Genomic DNA, 16,565 nt, shown 5'->3' with positions numbered 1-16,565 from the left:
TGCCAAAAAGCGCATCGGATTCGTCTTCTATCGCTCCCAGCCGCAAATTTGACCGCGACATGCAAGTTCCGCCCGAAACCCAGGTCGTCATCGACTTCGACGATAATCGCGCCGCCTCCGCGCTGGTCGGCCCCTACGGCCAGCATCTCGCGCAGATCGAGCGCCGGCTCGGCGTCGTCGTCGATTCCAAGGGCAACCACATCACCATCGGCGGCTCGCGCGACGGCTGCGATGCCGCACGCCGCGTGCTGGAGACGCTCTACGCCCAGGCCGCGAAGGGCCAGGATCTCGACCAGGGCGAGGTCGAAGGGGCGATCCGCGCCGTGATCGCGCAGGGCTCGCTGTTCGAGTTCGACGCCAAGTCGGCCAAATCGACCTTCGACAGCATCAATTTGCGCAAGCGCCCGGTGCGCGCGCGCACCGCCGCGCAGGATTCCTACATCCGCGCGCTGAAGCGCCACGAGCTGGTGTTCGGCATCGGCCCCGCCGGCACCGGCAAGACCTGGCTCGCGGTGGCGCATGCCGCGCAATTGTTCGAGCGCAAGGAAGTCGACAAGATCATCCTGTCGCGCCCGGCGGTGGAAGCCGGCGAGCGGCTCGGCTTTTTGCCCGGCGACCTCCGCGAAAAGGTCGATCCTTATCTGCGCCCAATCTACGATGCGCTTTATGATCTCATGGATGCGCGCATCGTCGAGCGGGCGCTCCAGACCGGCGAGATCGAGATCGCGCCGCTCGCCTTCATGCGCGGCCGTACGCTGACCAATGCCGCCATCATCCTGGACGAGGCACAGAATACCACGTCGATGCAGATGAAGATGTTCCTGACCCGTCTCGGCGAGAACAGCCGCATGATCGTGACAGGCGATCCCTCGCAGATCGACCTGCCGAACGGCCAGACCTCGGGCCTTGCCGAGGCGACGCGCCTGCTGACCGGCGTCGAAGGCATCGCGCAGGTTCATTTCAAGGCCGAGGACGTGATCCGCCACGAGCTCGTGGCGCGGATCGTCTCTGCCTATGAAGGACAGCCGCAGCGGCCGGCCGCCGGTAAATCCTGACGAGACAACAACCGGACCATATGGGCGCGGAACAGCGCCCCTTCGTTCCGAACAAAGAGAATGTCACACCCCAACCTTCCCATGACCGAGGTCCTCGTCGTCGCCGATTGCTGGCAGCGCGAGCCCGATTCCGAAGCCGTGATCCAGCGCGCGGTTGCGGCCGCCGCCGAGAGTGTCGACGAGGACGTTGCCGACGTCGAAGTGGCCGTGATGCTGACCGATGATGCCGGCATCCGCACCCTGAACAGCAACTGGCGCGGCATCGACAAGCCGACCAACGTGCTGTCGTTTCCAGCGCTCCAGCCCGAGGGCGAGTGGAAGCCGGGCGATGCACCGCGCATGCTGGGCGATATCGCGATCGCCTACGAGACCATGCGGCGCGAGGCGGACGAGGAGCAGAAGCCGTTCGACCACCATTTGAGCCATCTTGCCGTGCACGGCTTCCTGCACCTGATCGGCTACGACCATGAGAACGACGACGACGCCGAGGAGATGGAAGCGCTGGAGACGCAAATTCTGGCTCATCTCGGCATCCCCGATCCCTATGCCGACCGCGCAGGGACGCACTGAGATGCCGGATTCCGAGCCAACCCACGACAATCCGCGCAACCCGGCCAATCTGCCGGCCGTGGTAACGCAACGCGAGGTGGCTCGCCCGACCGCGGAAGGCTGGCTGCTGCGCGCCATCCGCACGCTGTTCGGCTGGAAGGCCGGATCGGTGCGCGACGATCTCAAGGTCGTGCTCGACGCCACGACGCCCGACGACACCGGCTTCTCGACCGTCGAGCGCACCATGCTGCGCAACATCCTCGGTCTGCACGAGCGCCGCATCGCCGACGTGATGGTGCATCGCGCCGACATCATTGCGGTGAAGCGTGACATCCCGCTCGGCGAGTTGATGGACCGTTTCGAAAGCGCCGGCCATTCGCGCCTCGTGGTCTACAACGAGACCCTCGACGATCCCGTCGGCATCGTCCACATCCGCGATCTGCTCGCCTTCATGACCGCGCGCGCGCGTGTATCCGAAACCACCAAGACCAAACGCAAGAAGCCGCTGCCGGCCGGGCTGGACTTGCGCGCGGTCGATCTCGCGCTGCCGCTCGAGGATGCCCGCATCATCCGCAAGCTGCTTTACGTGCCGCCGTCGATGCGGGCGATCGACCTGCTCGCGCAGATGCAGGCCACGCGCATCCATCTGGCGCTGGTGGTCGACGAATATGGCGGCAGCGACGGGCTGGTTTCGCTCGAGGACATCGTCGAGCAGATCGTCGGCGAGATCGACGACGAGCATGACAGCGACGAGCCGCCCTCGATCGTGCGCCTGCCCGACAACGCCTTCATCGCCGACGCCCGCGCCAGCCTCGAGGACGTCCGCACGGTGATCGGCGAGGATTTCGTCACCGGTGAAGCCGGCGAGGAAGTCGAGACGCTCGGCGGCTATCTCGTCAGCTTCGTCGGCCGCCTGCCGGTGCGCGGCGAGGTGATCTCGGGTCCCGGCAACTACGAGATCGAGGTGCTCGACGCCGACCCGCGCCGCGTCAAGCGGCTGCGCATCTCGACGCGGAAGGAACGCCCGGCGCCGCGCACCCAGCGCGAAAGCCGTCGCCGCGAGGCCGCGCCGGAGAGCGGTCAGCCGCCATCCGGCGATACGCCCACCCCGCCGCCGAGCGACGGGGCCGGCCCGCAGTGAGCGCCTTCCAGCGATTTCGACAGATTGCGCTTGCCATCATCCTCACCTGGGGATGGAAGCGCGCGCTGATCGCGATGGGCTGCGGCGCGCTGTCGGTGCTGGCGCTGGCGCCGTTCAACATCTTTCCGGTGCTGTTCGTCACCTTGCCGGTCATGGTCTGGCTGATCGACGGCGCGGGCGCCGGACGCCATGGCGGCGTCCCCGCCGCGGCGCTGACCGGCTACTGGTTCGGGCTCGGCTATTTCGTCCCCGGCCTCTACTGGATTGGCTACGCTTTCTTCGTCGATGCCGATGTGTTCGCCTGGCTGACACCTTTCGCGGTGCTGGGCCTGCCGGCCTATCTCTCGATCTTCACGGCAATCGGCTTTGCGCTGGCCCGCCTGCTCTGGTCCAAGGATGCCACGCGCATTCTCGCGCTCGCCGCAAGCCTCACCATCGCCGAATGGCTGCGCGGACACGCATTGACCGGCTTCCCCTGGAACGCGTTCGGCTATGCCCTGTCCGAGCCGCTGCCGCTGGCGCAGACGGCGTCGCTGATCGGCCTGTGGGGCATGACGTTCCTCAGCATCGCGATCTTCGCGAGTCCTGCGGCGCTGATCGACCGCACGCACGATCACCGACCCGCGTGGCGCGCGCCGGCCGCGGCAATTGCGCTTCTGATTGTCATGAGCAGCTTCGGCGCGATCCGCCTGTCCCTGCATCCGACCACGATGGTCGCGGGCGCCAAGCTGCGCCTGATGCAGCCGGACCTCCAGCAGGACGCGAAATTCAACTATGCCGCCAAGGCGCAGGTGATGAAGAAATATCTGGCGCTGTCGGATCGCGCCTCGGGGCCGCAATCGACCGGCGTGCGCGATGCCACCATCCTGATCTGGCCTGAATCAGCCTTTCCGTTCTTTCTCACCCGCGAAGCCGACGCGATGGCGCAAATCGCCGAGCTTGTGCCGAAGGGCACCGTGCTGATCACGGGCTCGGTCCGCGCCCCCGATCTGCCGCACGGCACGCCAATCACCCGCGCCTATAATTCGATCTACGTGATCGACCACGACGGCAGCGTGCTCTCGGTCTACGACAAGCTGCACCTCGTGCCGTTCGGCGAATTCCTGCCTTACCAGGGCCTGATGGAAAAGCTCGGCTTCGAGCAGCTCACGCGCGTGCGCGGCGGCTTCATTCCCGGCACTGTGCGGCATGCGCTGCCGGTGCCCGGCGCACCGCCCGCGCTGCCGCTGATCTGCTACGAGGCGATTTTTCCAGGCGAGATCGCCGGCCACAACGAGCGTCCCGGCTGGATCGTGAACCTGACCAATGACGGCTGGTTCGGCAGCTCGACCGGCCCCTATCAGCATCTGGAGCAGGCGCGGATGCGCGCGATCGAGCTCGGATTGCCGCTGGTCCGCTCCGCCAATACCGGCATCTCCGCTGTGATCGATCCGGTCGGACGCACAATTGCCAGCCTCGGCCTCGGCGTCGAAGGCATTTTGGATGCAAACCTGCCCGTCGCAATCCCGCCGACCGTCTACGCGCGGGTGGGCGACGTGCCCGCAGCCATGCTCGTTGCCCTGACCGTCATTCTGGCGATCCGCCGACGTGTTGCCAAACGGCACCCCTGATTACGCCCTCGCCGCCGCAACGACCGGAATCCTTTGACAACCGTAGTACCACGGTTGACAGACTGCACGCGCCCTCCTCATTCTGCACCGGCTGCAAAAGACAGTGGGCGTTGCTAAATTTCTCCGCAATGTTTTCCAATAACAGGGTTTGATTTTGACGATGCTGGCACCTGAGGCATCCTCGTCGATTGCGCCAAGGGTGATGTTTGGAGGCTGAGGAAATGTCGAAAGCGCCCAACCCTGTTGACAAATATGTCGGCAGCCGCGTGCGCATGCGCCGCATCATGTTGGGCATGAGCCAGGAAAAGCTCGGTGAAGCTTTGGGCCTGACTTTCCAGCAGGTCCAGAAATACGAGAAGGGCACGAATCGCGTCGGCGCGAGCCGTATCCAGCAGATTGCCGAGATTCTCCAGGTGCCGGTGTCGTTCCTGTTCGAGGGCGGCCCGAGCGGCGTGGCGGGGCCGGACGGCTTCGCAGAAGGCGCTTCGCCGTCTTATGTCTCGGACTTTCTGGCGACCTCGGAGGGTCTCGCTTTGACCAAGGCGTTCACACGAATCACCGATTCGAAGATGCGCCGCTCCATCGTCGATCTCGTCGAGCAGATCGCGGCCCGCGAAGGCCCCGACAAGCGCTGAGGCGCCATCTCGATCCGATTTGAGACCGCGTCAAATCTGGCTTATGTCCTCATTTGCGGTCGCGCCTTGATGCGTGTCCTCTCCAATGATGCGGTTCAAAGGCATAGATGCGTCCATGGCGAGCTCCAGTTGGTTCGATTCCCAAACTATTCTCGACGGTATCCGCCACTGGGTGGAGATCGAGACGCCGACGGAAGCGCCTGAACAAGTCAACAGACTGATCTCGGTGGTCGCGGAGCAATATCGCGATCTGCCCGTCACGCTCGAGCGTGTCGCCGGCGTCGATGGCTGCGGCGATCATCTCATCGCGCGCTCGTCCTGGGGCCAGGACGGACCGGGTATTCTGGTGCTGAGCCACCTCGATACCGTTCATCCCATGGGATTCATCGAGCGCCTGCCGTTCAAGGTCGAAGGCGACAGCGCGTTCGGCCCCGGCATCTACGACATGAAAGGCGGCGCCTACATCGCCCATCACGCCTTTCGCGCGCTCTGCGCCGCCGGCGATCGTTCGCCGCTCGGCATCACGCATCTATTTACCTCCGACGAGGAGATCGGCAGCCCCACCTCCCGCGCGCTGATCGAGACGGAGGGGCGCAAGGCCAAATACGTGCTGGTGACGGAGCCCGCGCGCGACGGCGGCAAAATCGTCACCGGCCGCAAGGGCGTCGGACGTTTCAAGGTATTCATCAGGGGCGTGCCCGCGCATGCCGGCACGCGGCCCGAAGACGGCCGCAGCGCCGTCCGCGAGCTCGCCAACGTCATTCTGGCGCTGGAAGGGATGAACGATCTGAAGCGCGGCGTCACCGTCAATGTCGGCGTGGTGCGCGGCGGCACGCGTCCCAACGTGACGCCGGAAGAGGCCCATGCCGAAGTCGATCTGCGCGTGTTGAGCTTAAGGGACGCGGACGAATTCGTCGGCAGGATCCTCGGACTGACATCGAAGACCGAGGGCGTCACCGTCAAGGTCACGGGCGAGCTCAACCGTCCGCCTTACGAGAAGAGCAATGCCGGCGCCTCGCTGTACGAGCATGCGAAGACGCTCGCCACGGAGATCGGTTTCGAGCTGGTCGACACCCACACCGGCGGCGGTTCGGACGGCAATTTCACCGCTGCGCACACCGCGACGCTCGACGGGCTCGGCGTCGACGGCAAGGGCGCACACACCCACTATGAGCAGCTCTACGTCTCGTCGCTCGAGCCGCGCGCGCGGCTGCTCCATCGCCTGTACCAGACGCTGCGATGAGCGAGCGCAAATCAGATCCCGACCGCGATGACAGCGAGCGCGCCTTCTTCGGGCGCCGCAAGGGCCACAAGCTCAGGCAGCACCAGGCCGAGCTGATCGATCATCTGCTGCCGCATCTTGCGCTCGACATCGACGGCGAGGCGCCGGCGAATGCCGGCGAGATCTTCGATCCCGCGGCCGACGATGTGCGGCTCGAGATCGGCTTCGGCGGCGGTGAGCATCTTGCGGCGGAAGCGCAAAACTTCGCCACGACCGGCTTCATCGGCTGCGAGCCCTATGTCAACGGCATGGCGAAAATTCTCGCGCAGATCGAGGCCGCCAACATCGTCAACATCCGCCTGTTCGCGGGCGACGCCGCCGAGCTCCTGGCCTGGCTGCCGCCGGCATCGCTGTCGCGGATCGACCTGATCCATCCCGATCCCTGGCCGAAGCGGCGGCATTGGAAGCGACGCTTCGTCCAGGACCGGACCATCGCTGCGATGGCGCGCGTGCTCAAGCTCGGCGGCGAATTCCGCTTCGTCTGCGATATCGACGATTACTGCGCCTGGACGCTGTCGCATCTTGCGCGCTCGCAGGACTTCGTCTGGCTTGCGGAACGCGCCGACGATTTCCGCCAGCCATGGGCCGGCTACACCATGACGCGTTACGGCCGGAAGGCCACGCGCGAGGGGCGCAAGACGGCGTATCTGCGGTTTCGAAGGCTCTAGATCGTCTGCCGGTTGCGCCAGAACTTCACGACGCGTTCGGCGGTCGCCGGCATCAGGCGCGTGAAGTTCACGCGAGCCTGCTCAAGATCGGCATCGGCCGGCGTGCGATGCGGGCCGTACCAGAGCAGGATGAGTGCGCGCACCGTGGGCCAGCCGAGATTGAGCAGGCGCCCCACAATCAAGATCGGATCGTAGCGGTCGCCCGCGATCAGGCGGACGAGGATCGAGAGGCGGATGCCGGCCATCGCCGAGAGCGAGGCGATCGATTCCTCGTATTTGTGTGCCTTGGCAAAACCGAGCAGCGCGCTCTCGCCGAGATGACCCTCGCGATGCAGGGCGAGCACCGTGCGCTGTGCCGCCGAGAAATCGCGACGCGGCCCCGGTGGCAGCGCGGCCTCCTCGATTGCCTCCATGGCGCGTTTGATCTCGACCTGGCGCGCGGGGTTGACCACGATGGAAAGGCGCCGGCGGATGACATCGAGCGTGCCGTCGAGAAGCCTTTTCAGGTGCTCGCCCGAGAGATCATTGCGCTGGCCGATTTTCAGCGTCAGCACGCCGTCCTGCGCCGCGCGCTTGATCAGCTCGGAATAGCTGTCCGGCGAGAACACCGCACCGGCATTGCCCGCGACGCGGCGCACCACATCGCGATCGCCGCGCTCGACCAGCACATCGGTGATGACAGACGACAAGGCCGGACGCTCGGTCAGCGCCAGCAGATGCCCCTGGCCCTTCAGCCGCGCAATCTCGACCAGGGCGGCGTCGTCGAGCACCGGCGAACGGCGCAGCACGGGGCCGGCCACCATGATCTCGTTTTCGCGCGCGAGCTGATTCACCAGATGCGGCGGCGCGTTGTTCAGGTGCGAGAAGCGCTCGGCAAGATCGGCGCGCGAGGCAAGCTCGGCATGCGGGACGAGATCGATCAGCAGATTGTCGAAAAGATCGACGAGATCGGGACGGAGCTTCTCGGCGTCCTGGAAGAACAATTGGGCGATCGCGCGCGCGAGCTCGCCACGACGCCTCGGGTCGCCGCGTTTGACGATATCATCCAGTCCGGGAATGAGCGACGTGGCAACGGTCATGGAAACGCAAACTCGTATGGGGCACGCCGCGGGTGCGCCCTTGGTCCAAGCCGCCCCACAATCAGAGAATCTAGGCCTGGGAGGTGAAGGAAGCGTTGCGCCGAGGGACCGCGGACCAGGCGCAAAAAGCCTTCTCCGCCCCGCGATGGGCCTTGTCGGGGAGGGCGGAAAGGGCTATATCAGCGCCAATTCATCTTCTCATACGATCCGCGTAATGAGAGTGGGCCCGAAAGGACCCGCTCTTTTTTATTACCTGAACGCGGCTTGGCGGAAGATGTGGCCCGGCGAGATGTCGGGAGAGTTCCGAAGCGGGTTGACGTCTTAACCAAGCCTTAACCCAAGCCTTATCCAACGAGCGCCTTGACCCCTGCTATGACCGAACCGACCGCTGGTTCCACCGATGCCGAATTGCTGGCCGAGCCGAGGCTCGTGGTCGAGCCCGGCGTGGCGGCACGGGTGTCGGCGGTCGCAGGCCCGGTGCTCGAGGGCATGGGCTATCGCCTGGTGCGGATCCGCATTTCCGGGGAAGCCGGCTGTACCGTGCAGATCATGGCCGAGCGGCCGGACGGCTCGATGCAGCTCGAGGATTGCGAGGCGATCTCGCGGGCGCTGTCGCCCGTGCTCGATGTCGCAGACCCCATCGACCGCGCCTATCGGCTGGAAATCTCCTCGCCGGGGATCGACCGTCCGCTGGTGCGGCGCTCCGATTTCGAACGATACACGGGTCATCTCGTCAAGATCGACATGGCGGTCGCCCATGAGGGACGGAAACGGTTCCGCGGCAAGATCACGGGCGTCGAAGGTGACAGCGTCCGGCTGACCCGCGACGACGTCAACGCCGGCGGCGGCGATGCCGAGGTTCTCCTGGTCATGGAGGATATCGGCGAGGCACGGCTGGTGCTGACCGACGAGTTGATTGCGGACTCGATGCGCCGCGGCAAGGCCCAGGCGCGCGAAATGCGCCGCAATCTCGGCCTGGAGCCGCCGGCTGCACCGCACGCCGAGATCAGTGCGAAGATCACCAAGAATACCAAGCCGACAAAGAAGCCGGCCCCGACCAATACAAAGAAACATCGCTTGGCCGCCGAACGCGCGCGGCGCGGCGAGATCGAGCCTGACGAAGGAGACTAGCCATGGCAGTCAGCGCCAATCGACTTGAATTGCTCCAGATCGCCGACGCCGTTGCGCGCGAGAAATCGATCGACCGCGGCATCGTCATCGCGGCGATGGAGGACGCCATCGCCAAGGCAGCGCGGGCGCGTTACGGCAGCGAGACTGACGTTCATGCCGAGATCGACCCGAAAAAGGGCGAGCTGCGGCTGTCGCGCCACATGCTGGTGGTCGAGAAGGTCGAAAACCACTCCAACCAGATCTCGCTGGTGGACGCACAGCGCGCCAATCCCGGTGCCCAGGTCGGCGACACCATCGCCGACACGCTGCCGCCGCTGGAATACGGCCGCATCGCCGCGCAGTCGGCCAAGCAGGTGATCGTGCAGAAGGTGCGCGAGGCCGAGCGCGACCGGCAATATCAGGAATTCAAGGACCGCATCGGCGACATCGTCAACGGCGTCGTCAAGCGCGTCGAATATGGCAGCGTGATCGTCGATCTCGGCCGCGGTGAAGCCATCATCCGCCGCGACGAGATGCTGCCGCGCGAAGTGTTCCGCAACGGCGACCGCGTCCGCGCCTATATCTTCGACGTGCGCCGCGAGACCCGCGGCCCGCAGATCTTCCTCTCCCGCACCCATCCGCAGTTCATGGCAAAACTGTTCGCGCAGGAAGTGCCTGAGATCTATGACGGCATCGTCGAGATCAAGGCGGTGGCCCGCGATCCCGGCTCGCGCGCGAAAATCGGCGTGATTTCCCGGGATTCCTCGGTCGATCCGGTCGGCGCCTGCGTCGGTATGCGCGGCTCGCGCGTGCAGGCGGTGGTGAACGAATTGCAGGGCGAGAAGATCGACATCATTCCCTGGTCGCCCGACATCGCGACCTTCGTGGTCAACGCGCTGGCGCCGGCCGAAGTCTCCAAGGTCGTCATCGACGAAGACCGCGAACGCATCGAGGTCGTCGTCCCCGATACCAACAACCAGCTCTCGCTGGCGATCGGCCGCCGCGGCCAGAACGTGCGCCTGGCCTCGCAGCTCACCGGCTGGGACATCGACATCCTGACCGAGCAGGAGGAATCGGAGCGGCGCCAGGCCGACTTCGAGAACTCCACCCGCGTCTTCATGGAATCGCTCAACGTCGACGAGGTGGTCGGTCAGCTGCTGGCATCCGAAGGCTTCACCTCGGTCGAGGAACTCGCGATGGTGGACCTCAAGGAACTCGCCGGCATCGAGGGCTTCGACGAGGAAACCGCGCAGGAGCTCCAGAACCGCGCCCGCGAATATCTCGAGCAGCAGGAAGCCGAGATCGAGGCGAAGCGCGTGGAACTCGGCGTCGAGGACGCCGTCAAGGACGTCCCCGGCGTCACCTCGAAGATGCTGGTGAAGTTCGGCGAGAACGACATCAAGACCGTCGACGACCTTGCCGGCTGCGCCACTGACGATCTGGTCGGCTGGACCGAGCGCAAGGAAGGCGGCGAGCAGACCAAGTTCGCCGGCGCACTCGATGGCCTCGACGTCTCCCGCGACGATGCGGAAGCCATGATCATGCAGGCCCGCGTCAAGGCCGGCTGGATCACCGAGGCTGATTTGGCCAAGCCGGCCGAAGAGGCTGAGGCGGCTGAAGATCAGCCGGCTTAAGGGCAAAGGAGAATGTCGCCCGGATGCTCGCAGATACCGACCACGATCTCGACAATGGCCCGCGGACCGAAAGGTCCGCGACCATGCGGATGTGCGCGGTCAGTCGCGAGGTCCGGCCGATCGACGAACTGATCCGCTTCGTCGTATCGCCGCAAGGGCAGATAGTTCCCGATCTCAAGCGCAAGCTGCCCGGGCGCGGCATGTGGATTACCACCTCGCGCGAGGTGGTTGCGGAAGCCGCGCGGCGTAACCATTTTAGTAAGGCCTTCAAGCGCGAGCTGCGCATCCCCCAGACGTTTCCTGCCGATATCGAGGCGCTTCTGGTTCGGAGCGTGACTGAAGCCCTTGGGATTGCTGCCAAGGCGGCCCAGGTCGTGGCAGGCTTCGGCAAGGTCGAGAGCGCCCTTCGGGAAGGCACGGTCGAGGTCCTGATCCACGCCAGCGACGGGGCCGCGGACGGAATCCGCAAATTGGACATGCTGGCACGCCAAAATGGCGGAAATCGCGGCACCAAGCCGCAGATTGCCGTCGTTACCGCACTGAAATCGATAGAATTGGATTTGGCACTGACCCGGTCAAATGTGATACATGCTGCCCTGCTCGCGGGCCCGGCGAGCAAGTCATTCCTGTCACGTAGCCAGATGCTGGTCCGATACCGGATGGCGGACGATGACAAGACTGCCGAAAAGCCCGGCCAGGATTTCTGAGAGACAACGACGACCCAATAGGACTGTGCGGCGACGCACAACGCTAACAGATCAGGATTAGGACTGCTGAATGGTTGATACCAAGACCCCTGACGACAAGAAGCTGAGCGTTCCGAGCAAGACGCTAACGCTCAAGCCGCGTGTCGAAACGGGCACCGTGCGCCAGAGCTTTAGCCATGGCCGCAGCAAGCAGGTCGTGGTCGAGAAGCGCGGCAAGCGCCGCATCGACGGCAGCCCCGAGCCCCAGGCTCCCGCGGTTGCTGCGAAGCCGGCACCGGCTGCGCCCGCCCCGTCGCGCCCGTCGCCGCCCGCCCAGCCGCGCAACGCCGGCTCCGGCGTGGTGCTGCGCACGCTGACCGAGGACGAACGTTCCGCCCGCGCCAGCGCGCTGGCCGATGCCAAGGTGCGCGAAGTCGAAGAGCGCCGCCAGGCCGAGGAAGAGGCCCAGCGCCGCGCTGTCCGCGAAGCCGCCGAGCGCGCCGACCGCGAAGCCGCCGAATCCCGCCGCAAGGCCGAGGAAGAGCGCCACCGTCACGAGGACGAGGCCAAGCGCAAGGCCGAGACCGAGGCCAAGAAGCGTTTCGGCGAAGGCGAGCAGCCCTCCGCCGCGCGCCCCGCAGCTACAGCTTCGGCCGCTCCCGCGCCGCGTCCTGGCGCGCCCGCAGCACGCCCCGGCACCACTACGACCACAGCACGCCCGGGAACAACGACCGCGCGCCCTGGAACGACCACCGCGAGGCCGGGAGGCGGCCCGTTGGGTCGCGCTCCCGCGGTCGCAGCCGGACCGGACGAGGACGAGGGTCCACGCCAGATCCGTCGCGGTCCCGGCGGCGCCGCGCGTCCCGTGGTAGCCCCAAAGCCCACCCACAAGCCCGGCCCGCAGAAAGAGCGCGGCCGCCTGACGGTCGTCACCGCATTCAACGCCGACGACGTGCGCGAGCGCTCGATCGCCTCGTTCCGCCGCCGCACCCAGCGCCTGAAGGGCCATGCCGCGAACGAGCCGAAGGAAAAGCTCATCCGTGAGGTGGTCATTCCGGAAGCGATCACGATCCAGGAGCTCGCCAACCGCATGGCCGAGCGCGCGGTGGAAATCATCCGCATGCTGATGAAGCAGGGCGCGATTCACAAGATCACCGACGTGATCGACGCCGACACTGCGCAGCTCATCGCCGAAGAGCTTGGCCACACCGTCAAGCGCGTTGCCGCGTCCGACGTCGAAGAAGGCCTGTTCGACGCCACTGACGATTCCACCGACACCGAGACGCGTTCGCCTGTGGTGACCGTGATGGGTCACGTCGACCACGGCAAGACCTCGCTGCTCGATGCGCTCCGTCATGCCAACGTCGTCTCCGGCGAAGCCGGCGGCATCACCCAGCACATCGGTGCCTATCAGGTGCTGTCGCCCGAAAGCGGCAAGAAGATCACCTTCATCGACACTCCCGGCCACGCCGCGTTCACCGCGATGCGCGCCCGCGGCGCCAAGGTGACCGACATCGTGGTGCTGGTGGTCGCGGCCGACGACGGCGTGATGCCGCAGACGATCGAGGCCATCAACCATGCCAAGGCGGCGCGGGTGCCGATCATCGTTGCCATCAACAAGATCGACAAGCCCGATGCCAAGCCCGAGCGCGTGCGCACCGAGCTGCTCCAGCACGAGGTGCAGGTGGAATCCTTCGGCGGCGAAGTCGTCGACGTCGAAGTGTCCGCCAAGAACAAGACCAATCTCGACAAGCTGCTCGAGATGATCGCGCTCCAGGCCGACATCCTCGACCTGAAGACCAATTCGGAGCGTCCGGCCGAAGGCACCGTGATCGAAGCCAAGCTCGATCGCGGCCGCGGCCCGGTCGCGACCGTGCTGGTCCAGCGCGGCACGCTCCGTGTCGGTGACATCATCGTCGCCGGCGCCGAGATGGGCCGCGTCCGCGCGCTGATCTCGGATCAGGGCGAGACGGTGCAGGAAGCCGGCCCCTCGGTGCCGGTCGAGGTGCTCGGCTTCAACGGTCCGCCGGAAGCCGGCGATCGTCTCGCCGTGGTCGAGAACGAAGCCCGCGCCCGTCAGGTCACCAGCTACCGCGCGCACCAGAAGCGCGAGAACGCGGCTGCCTCGATCTCCGGCATGCGCGGCTCGCTCGAGCAGATGATGTCGCAATTGAAGACGGCGGGCCGCAAGGAATTCCCGCTGATCATCAAGGCCGACGTGCAGGGCTCGCTGGAAGCGATCCTCGGCTCGCTGGAGAAGCTCGGCACCGATGAGGTCGCCGCGCGCATCCTGCATGCCGGCGTCGGCGGCATCTCGGAATCCGACGTGACGCTCGCGGAAGGCTTCAACGCCGCGATCATCGGCTTCTCGGTTCGTGCCAACAAGGAGGCCGCTGCGGCCGCCAAGCGCAACGGCATCGAGATCCGCTACTACAACATCATCTACGACCTCGTGGACGACGTGAAGAAGGCGATGAGCGGCCTGCTCGCGCCGACCCTGCGCGAAACCATGCTGGGCAATGCCGCCATCCTGGAGATCTTCAACATCTCCAAGGTCGGCAAGGTCGCCGGCTGCCGCGTTACCGACGGCACCGTGGAACGCGGCGCCAATGTGCGCCTGATCCGCGACAACGTCGTCGTGCACGAAGGCAAGCTGTCGACGCTGAAGCGCTTCAAGGACGAAGTGAAGGAAGTCCAGTCCGGTCAGGAATGCGGCATGGCCTTCGAGAACTACCACGACATGCGTGCCGGTGACGTGATCGAGTGTTATCGCGTGGAGACGATCCAGCGCTCCCTGTAAGTCCAAATCTTACCGAAGCGCCCGGATCTTTTTTGAGCTGAAATTGCGGGAGTGCGATGGCCGGATTTTTTCCGGCCATCCGCGCCGCATTCGTTTCAACGAGACAAATGACAATGTTCGTGTCCCAAACGCGGGCATGACGAGGTGATTTTCAGAGATGCCCCGCCACCATCAGAAGAAAAGTTCCGCGCCAGGCGGAGGCTCGCAACGTCAGTTGCGCGTCGGCGAGCAGGTTCGCCACGCGATGGCCGAGATTCTGGCGCAAGGCAATGTGCATGATGCGGACCTCGAAGGCCACATCATCACCGTGCCGGAGGTACGGATGTCGCCCGACCTGAAACTCGCGACAGTGTATGTGATGCCGCTCGGTGGCCGCGACACCGAGATCATCATCGCTGCGCTCGAGCGCAACAAGAAATTCCTGCGTGGCGAAGTCGCGCGGCGCGTTAACCTGAAATTTGCACCTGACCTTCGCTTCCGCGTCGACGAACGATTCGACGAAGCGGAACGGATCGAGAAGCTTTTGCGAACACCTGCGGTGCAGAAGGACCTGGAACAGGATCCGGATTCGGATCGGGAAGAAGAACGATGACGATGGACCCGGCTCACGGCACGATCGGCGGCGAAGAGGCCGATCAGCGCGACGTGCAGAAAAATAATTTTGCGGATCTGGGCGGCGACTCCCAGCCGCATCAGGAGCCGCGCCGCGTCAACAACGATCCGCGCACGGGCAAGCAGAAGGGCAACCAGCCGCGCCGCGACCGCCGCGACGTCCATGGCTGGGTCGTGCTCGACAAGCCGATCGGCATGACCTCGACGCAGGCGGTTGCCGTGCTCAAGCGCCTGTTCAACGCCAAGCGCGCGGGACATGCCGGCACGCTCGATCCGCTCGCCTCGGGCGGCCTGCCCATTGCACTTGGAGAGGCCACCAAGACGGTTCCCTTCGTGATGGACGGCCGCAAGCGCTACCAGTTTACCGTGTGCTGGGGCGAGGAACGCGACACCGACGATATCGAGGGCCGGGTCACCGCGACCTCCGACCAGCGCCCGACCCGGGAGGCCATCCTGGCCCTGCTGCCCCGCTTCACCGGGGTGATCGAGCAGATCCCGCCGCGCTACTCCGCGATCAAGGTCCAGGGCGAGCGCGCCTACGACCTCGCCCGCGACGGCGAAATCGTGGAGCTGGCCCCGCGCCCGGTCGAAATTCATCAGTTAACCCTTGTAGATCAATCAGATAGCGACCGGTCCGTGTTCGAGGCCGAGTGCGGCAAGGGCACCTATGTCCGGGCGCTGGCCCGCGATATGGGCCGGATTCTCGGCACTTACGGCCATATCTGCGCGCTGCGGCGGACCTTGGTCGGCCCATTTGACGAGAACGACATGATTCCACTGGATCAGTTGGAGGCTTTGTGCGATAGAGCCGCGTCCGGCGAGGGCAGCCTCGCCGACGCGCTTATGCCCGTTGAGACCGCGCTGGACGACATCCCGGCACTGGCCGTCACTCGGGCTGATGCGGCAAGGCTCCATCGGGGCCAAGCCGTTTTGTTGCGCGGACGGGATGCGCCCACTTGTAGCGGCACAGTCTATGTCACGGTGGCAGGCCGCCTTTTGGCGCTTGCTGAAGTCGGCAATGGCGAAATCATCCCCAAGCGTGTGTTCAACCTGACCGGCCTGACTGCCAGCTCCGGTCGCAACGAGAGAAATTGACGATGTCGATTGCCGCAGAACGCAAAGCGGAAGTCATCAAGACGAATGCCAACAAGGCCGGCGACACCGGCTCGCCGGAGGTTCAGGTCGCGATCCTGTCGGAACGCATCAACAATCTCACCAGCCATTTCAAGACCCACGTGAAGGACAACCATTCGCGTCGCGGCCTTTTGAAGCTGGTTTCGACCCGCCGCTCGCTGCTCGATTACCTCAAGAAGAGGGACGAGGCGCGTTACAAGGCGCTGCTCGAGAAGCACAACATTCGTCGCTAAGAGTTCTTGCGCGCGCCAAACGGCGCGCGTTTTCGCGCGTGGTTTCGAACGAAAGCGTTTGCTTAAAGGTTTTTGATCGAGGCTGCGTGCGCGTCCGGTGCGGGCCAAGGATGGTCCGTATCCGGGGCATGATGGGCGAAGACCGCAGTTCGGTGTTCGCATTCGTGCCGACTGACAGTCCAGCAGCAATCCGGCGGCTGGGCGCAACGGGCAAGGCGCCCGTATGACCCGAAAGGATGGACGCCATCCGAAATCCGAAAACCATGGCAGGATCGCAGGACGCTGATCGCCCGCTCCGATCAGCGTCCTGCAATCTTGACATGGTTTTTGTTTTTCG

The 16,565-nt window shown here is 65.1% G+C and carries 15 protein-coding genes; 14 read left to right on the top strand and 1 reads right to left on the bottom strand.

Going from position 1 to position 16,565, the window contains the following annotated elements:
- Positions 1-59 precede the first annotated feature (59 nt).
- The 7 genes from QSV46_RS18620 (at position 60) to trmB (ending at position 6,940) form a co-directional block, all read left to right on the top strand.
- The gene (locus tag QSV46_RS18620) at positions 60-1,055 is read left to right on the top strand and encodes a PhoH family protein (protein ID WP_314954269.1); all 996 of its coding nucleotides are present in this window, start codon (positions 60-62) and stop codon (positions 1,053-1,055) included.
- 60 nt (positions 1,056-1,115) lie between these two features.
- Positions 1,116-1,625 carry an rRNA maturation RNase YbeY gene (ybeY, locus tag QSV46_RS18615; RefSeq protein WP_314954265.1) on the top strand — a complete coding sequence of 170 codons (510 nt, stop codon included), beginning with the start codon at positions 1,116-1,118 and terminating at the stop codon, positions 1,623-1,625.
- 1 nt (position 1,626) lies between these two features.
- Entirely contained in the window at positions 1,627-2,745 is a 1,119-nt protein-coding gene (locus QSV46_RS18610; RefSeq protein ID WP_314954262.1) for a hemolysin family protein, read from the top strand.
- Positions 2,742-4,355, top strand: coding sequence for an apolipoprotein N-acyltransferase (gene lnt, locus QSV46_RS18605; protein ID WP_314954259.1), 1,614 nt, complete (start codon positions 2,742-2,744; stop codon positions 4,353-4,355). The genes QSV46_RS18610 and lnt overlap by 4 nt, the downstream gene beginning before the upstream one ends.
- Before the next feature lie 221 nt (positions 4,356-4,576).
- Positions 4,577-4,990 (top strand): helix-turn-helix domain-containing protein, encoded by a 414-nt coding sequence (locus QSV46_RS18600; protein ID WP_007598327.1) that lies wholly within the window; start codon positions 4,577-4,579, stop codon positions 4,988-4,990.
- 85 nt (positions 4,991-5,075) lie between these two features.
- Entirely contained in the window at positions 5,076-6,233 is a 1,158-nt protein-coding gene (locus QSV46_RS18595; protein WP_314954245.1) for a M20 family metallopeptidase, read from the top strand.
- Positions 6,230-6,940 carry a tRNA (guanosine(46)-N7)-methyltransferase TrmB gene (gene trmB, locus QSV46_RS18590; protein WP_314954242.1) on the top strand — a complete coding sequence of 237 codons (711 nt, stop codon included), beginning with the start codon at positions 6,230-6,232 and terminating at the stop codon, positions 6,938-6,940. Before QSV46_RS18595 ends, trmB begins: the two co-directional genes overlap by 4 nt.
- Here trmB and QSV46_RS18585 read toward each other — a convergent pair.
- A complete protein-coding gene (locus tag QSV46_RS18585; protein ID WP_314954239.1) occupies positions 6,937-8,019 on the bottom strand; it encodes a DUF2336 domain-containing protein in 1,083 nt (360 codons plus the stop codon). The two genes, trmB and QSV46_RS18585, sit on opposite strands and share 4 nt — an antisense overlap.
- A gap of 372 nt (positions 8,020-8,391) precedes the next feature.
- Here QSV46_RS18585 and rimP point away from each other — a divergent pair, with 372 nt between their 5' ends.
- The 7 genes from rimP to rpsO all read left to right on the top strand — a co-directional run bounded on the left by rimP (position 8,392) and on the right by rpsO (position 16,228).
- Positions 8,392-9,150: a ribosome maturation factor RimP gene (rimP, locus tag QSV46_RS18580; RefSeq protein ID WP_314954236.1), complete on the top strand. Its 759-nt coding sequence runs from the start codon at positions 8,392-8,394 to the stop codon at positions 9,148-9,150.
- A 2-nt stretch (positions 9,151-9,152) separates the two neighbouring features.
- Complete coding sequence (gene nusA / locus QSV46_RS18575) at positions 9,153-10,763, top strand: transcription termination factor NusA (protein ID WP_314954233.1); 1,611 nt, start codon at positions 9,153-9,155, stop codon at positions 10,761-10,763.
- A gap of 23 nt (positions 10,764-10,786) precedes the next feature.
- The gene (locus tag QSV46_RS18570; RefSeq protein ID WP_314954230.1) at positions 10,787-11,470 is read left to right on the top strand and encodes an RNA-binding protein; all 684 of its coding nucleotides are present in this window, start codon (positions 10,787-10,789) and stop codon (positions 11,468-11,470) included.
- Between the two features lie 70 nt (positions 11,471-11,540).
- The gene (gene infB, locus QSV46_RS18565) at positions 11,541-14,249 is read left to right on the top strand and encodes a translation initiation factor IF-2 (RefSeq protein ID WP_314954226.1); all 2,709 of its coding nucleotides are present in this window, start codon (positions 11,541-11,543) and stop codon (positions 14,247-14,249) included.
- A 157-nt stretch (positions 14,250-14,406) separates the two neighbouring features.
- Positions 14,407-14,841 carry a 30S ribosome-binding factor RbfA gene (gene rbfA, locus QSV46_RS18560; RefSeq protein WP_314954221.1) on the top strand — a complete coding sequence of 145 codons (435 nt, stop codon included), beginning with the start codon at positions 14,407-14,409 and terminating at the stop codon, positions 14,839-14,841.
- Complete coding sequence (gene truB, locus QSV46_RS18555; RefSeq protein ID WP_314954218.1) at positions 14,838-15,956, top strand: tRNA pseudouridine(55) synthase TruB; 1,119 nt, start codon at positions 14,838-14,840, stop codon at positions 15,954-15,956. Before rbfA ends, truB begins: the two co-directional genes overlap by 4 nt.
- Before the next feature lie 2 nt (positions 15,957-15,958).
- Positions 15,959-16,228 carry a 30S ribosomal protein S15 gene (rpsO, locus tag QSV46_RS18550; protein ID WP_247331566.1) on the top strand — a complete coding sequence of 90 codons (270 nt, stop codon included), beginning with the start codon at positions 15,959-15,961 and terminating at the stop codon, positions 16,226-16,228.
- The last annotated feature ends 337 nt before the right edge of the window (positions 16,229-16,565 follow it).

Source organism: Bradyrhizobium cosmicum (assembly GCF_032290525.1).
GTDB classification, from domain to species: Bacteria; Pseudomonadota; Alphaproteobacteria; order Rhizobiales; family Xanthobacteraceae; genus Bradyrhizobium; species Bradyrhizobium cosmicum_A.
Note: the sequence above shows the minus strand (reverse complement) of the source record. Positions and strands in the feature narration are given on the sequence as shown.

Excerpts from the sequence above, each read along its gene's own strand:
- QSV46_RS18620 (WP_314954269.1), top strand. The coding sequence starts at position 60 with ATGCAAGTTCCGCCCGAAACCCAGGTCGTCATCGACTTCGACGATAAT.
- ybeY (WP_314954265.1), top strand. The coding sequence starts at position 1,116 with ATGTCACACCCCAACCTTCCCATGACCGAGGTCCTCGTCGTCGCCGAT.
- QSV46_RS18610 (WP_314954262.1), top strand. The coding sequence starts at position 1,627 with ATGCCGGATTCCGAGCCAACCCACGACAATCCGCGCAACCCGGCCAAT.
- QSV46_RS18600 (WP_007598327.1), top strand. The coding sequence starts at position 4,577 with ATGTCGAAAGCGCCCAACCCTGTTGACAAATATGTCGGCAGCCGCGTG.
- QSV46_RS18595 (WP_314954245.1), top strand. The coding sequence starts at position 5,076 with ATGATGCGGTTCAAAGGCATAGATGCGTCCATGGCGAGCTCCAGTTGG.
- trmB (WP_314954242.1), top strand. The coding sequence starts at position 6,230 with ATGAGCGAGCGCAAATCAGATCCCGACCGCGATGACAGCGAGCGCGCC.
- QSV46_RS18585 (WP_314954239.1), bottom strand. The coding sequence starts at position 8,019 with ATGACCGTTGCCACGTCGCTCATTCCCGGACTGGATGATATCGTCAAA.
- rimP (WP_314954236.1), top strand. The coding sequence starts at position 8,392 with ATGACCGAACCGACCGCTGGTTCCACCGATGCCGAATTGCTGGCCGAG.
- nusA (WP_314954233.1), top strand. The coding sequence starts at position 9,153 with ATGGCAGTCAGCGCCAATCGACTTGAATTGCTCCAGATCGCCGACGCC.
- QSV46_RS18570 (WP_314954230.1), top strand. The coding sequence starts at position 10,787 with ATGCTCGCAGATACCGACCACGATCTCGACAATGGCCCGCGGACCGAA.
- infB (WP_314954226.1), top strand. The coding sequence starts at position 11,541 with ATGGTTGATACCAAGACCCCTGACGACAAGAAGCTGAGCGTTCCGAGC.
- rbfA (WP_314954221.1), top strand. The coding sequence starts at position 14,407 with ATGCCCCGCCACCATCAGAAGAAAAGTTCCGCGCCAGGCGGAGGCTCG.
- truB (WP_314954218.1), top strand. The coding sequence starts at position 14,838 with ATGACGATGGACCCGGCTCACGGCACGATCGGCGGCGAAGAGGCCGAT.
- rpsO (WP_247331566.1), top strand. The coding sequence starts at position 15,959 with ATGTCGATTGCCGCAGAACGCAAAGCGGAAGTCATCAAGACGAATGCC.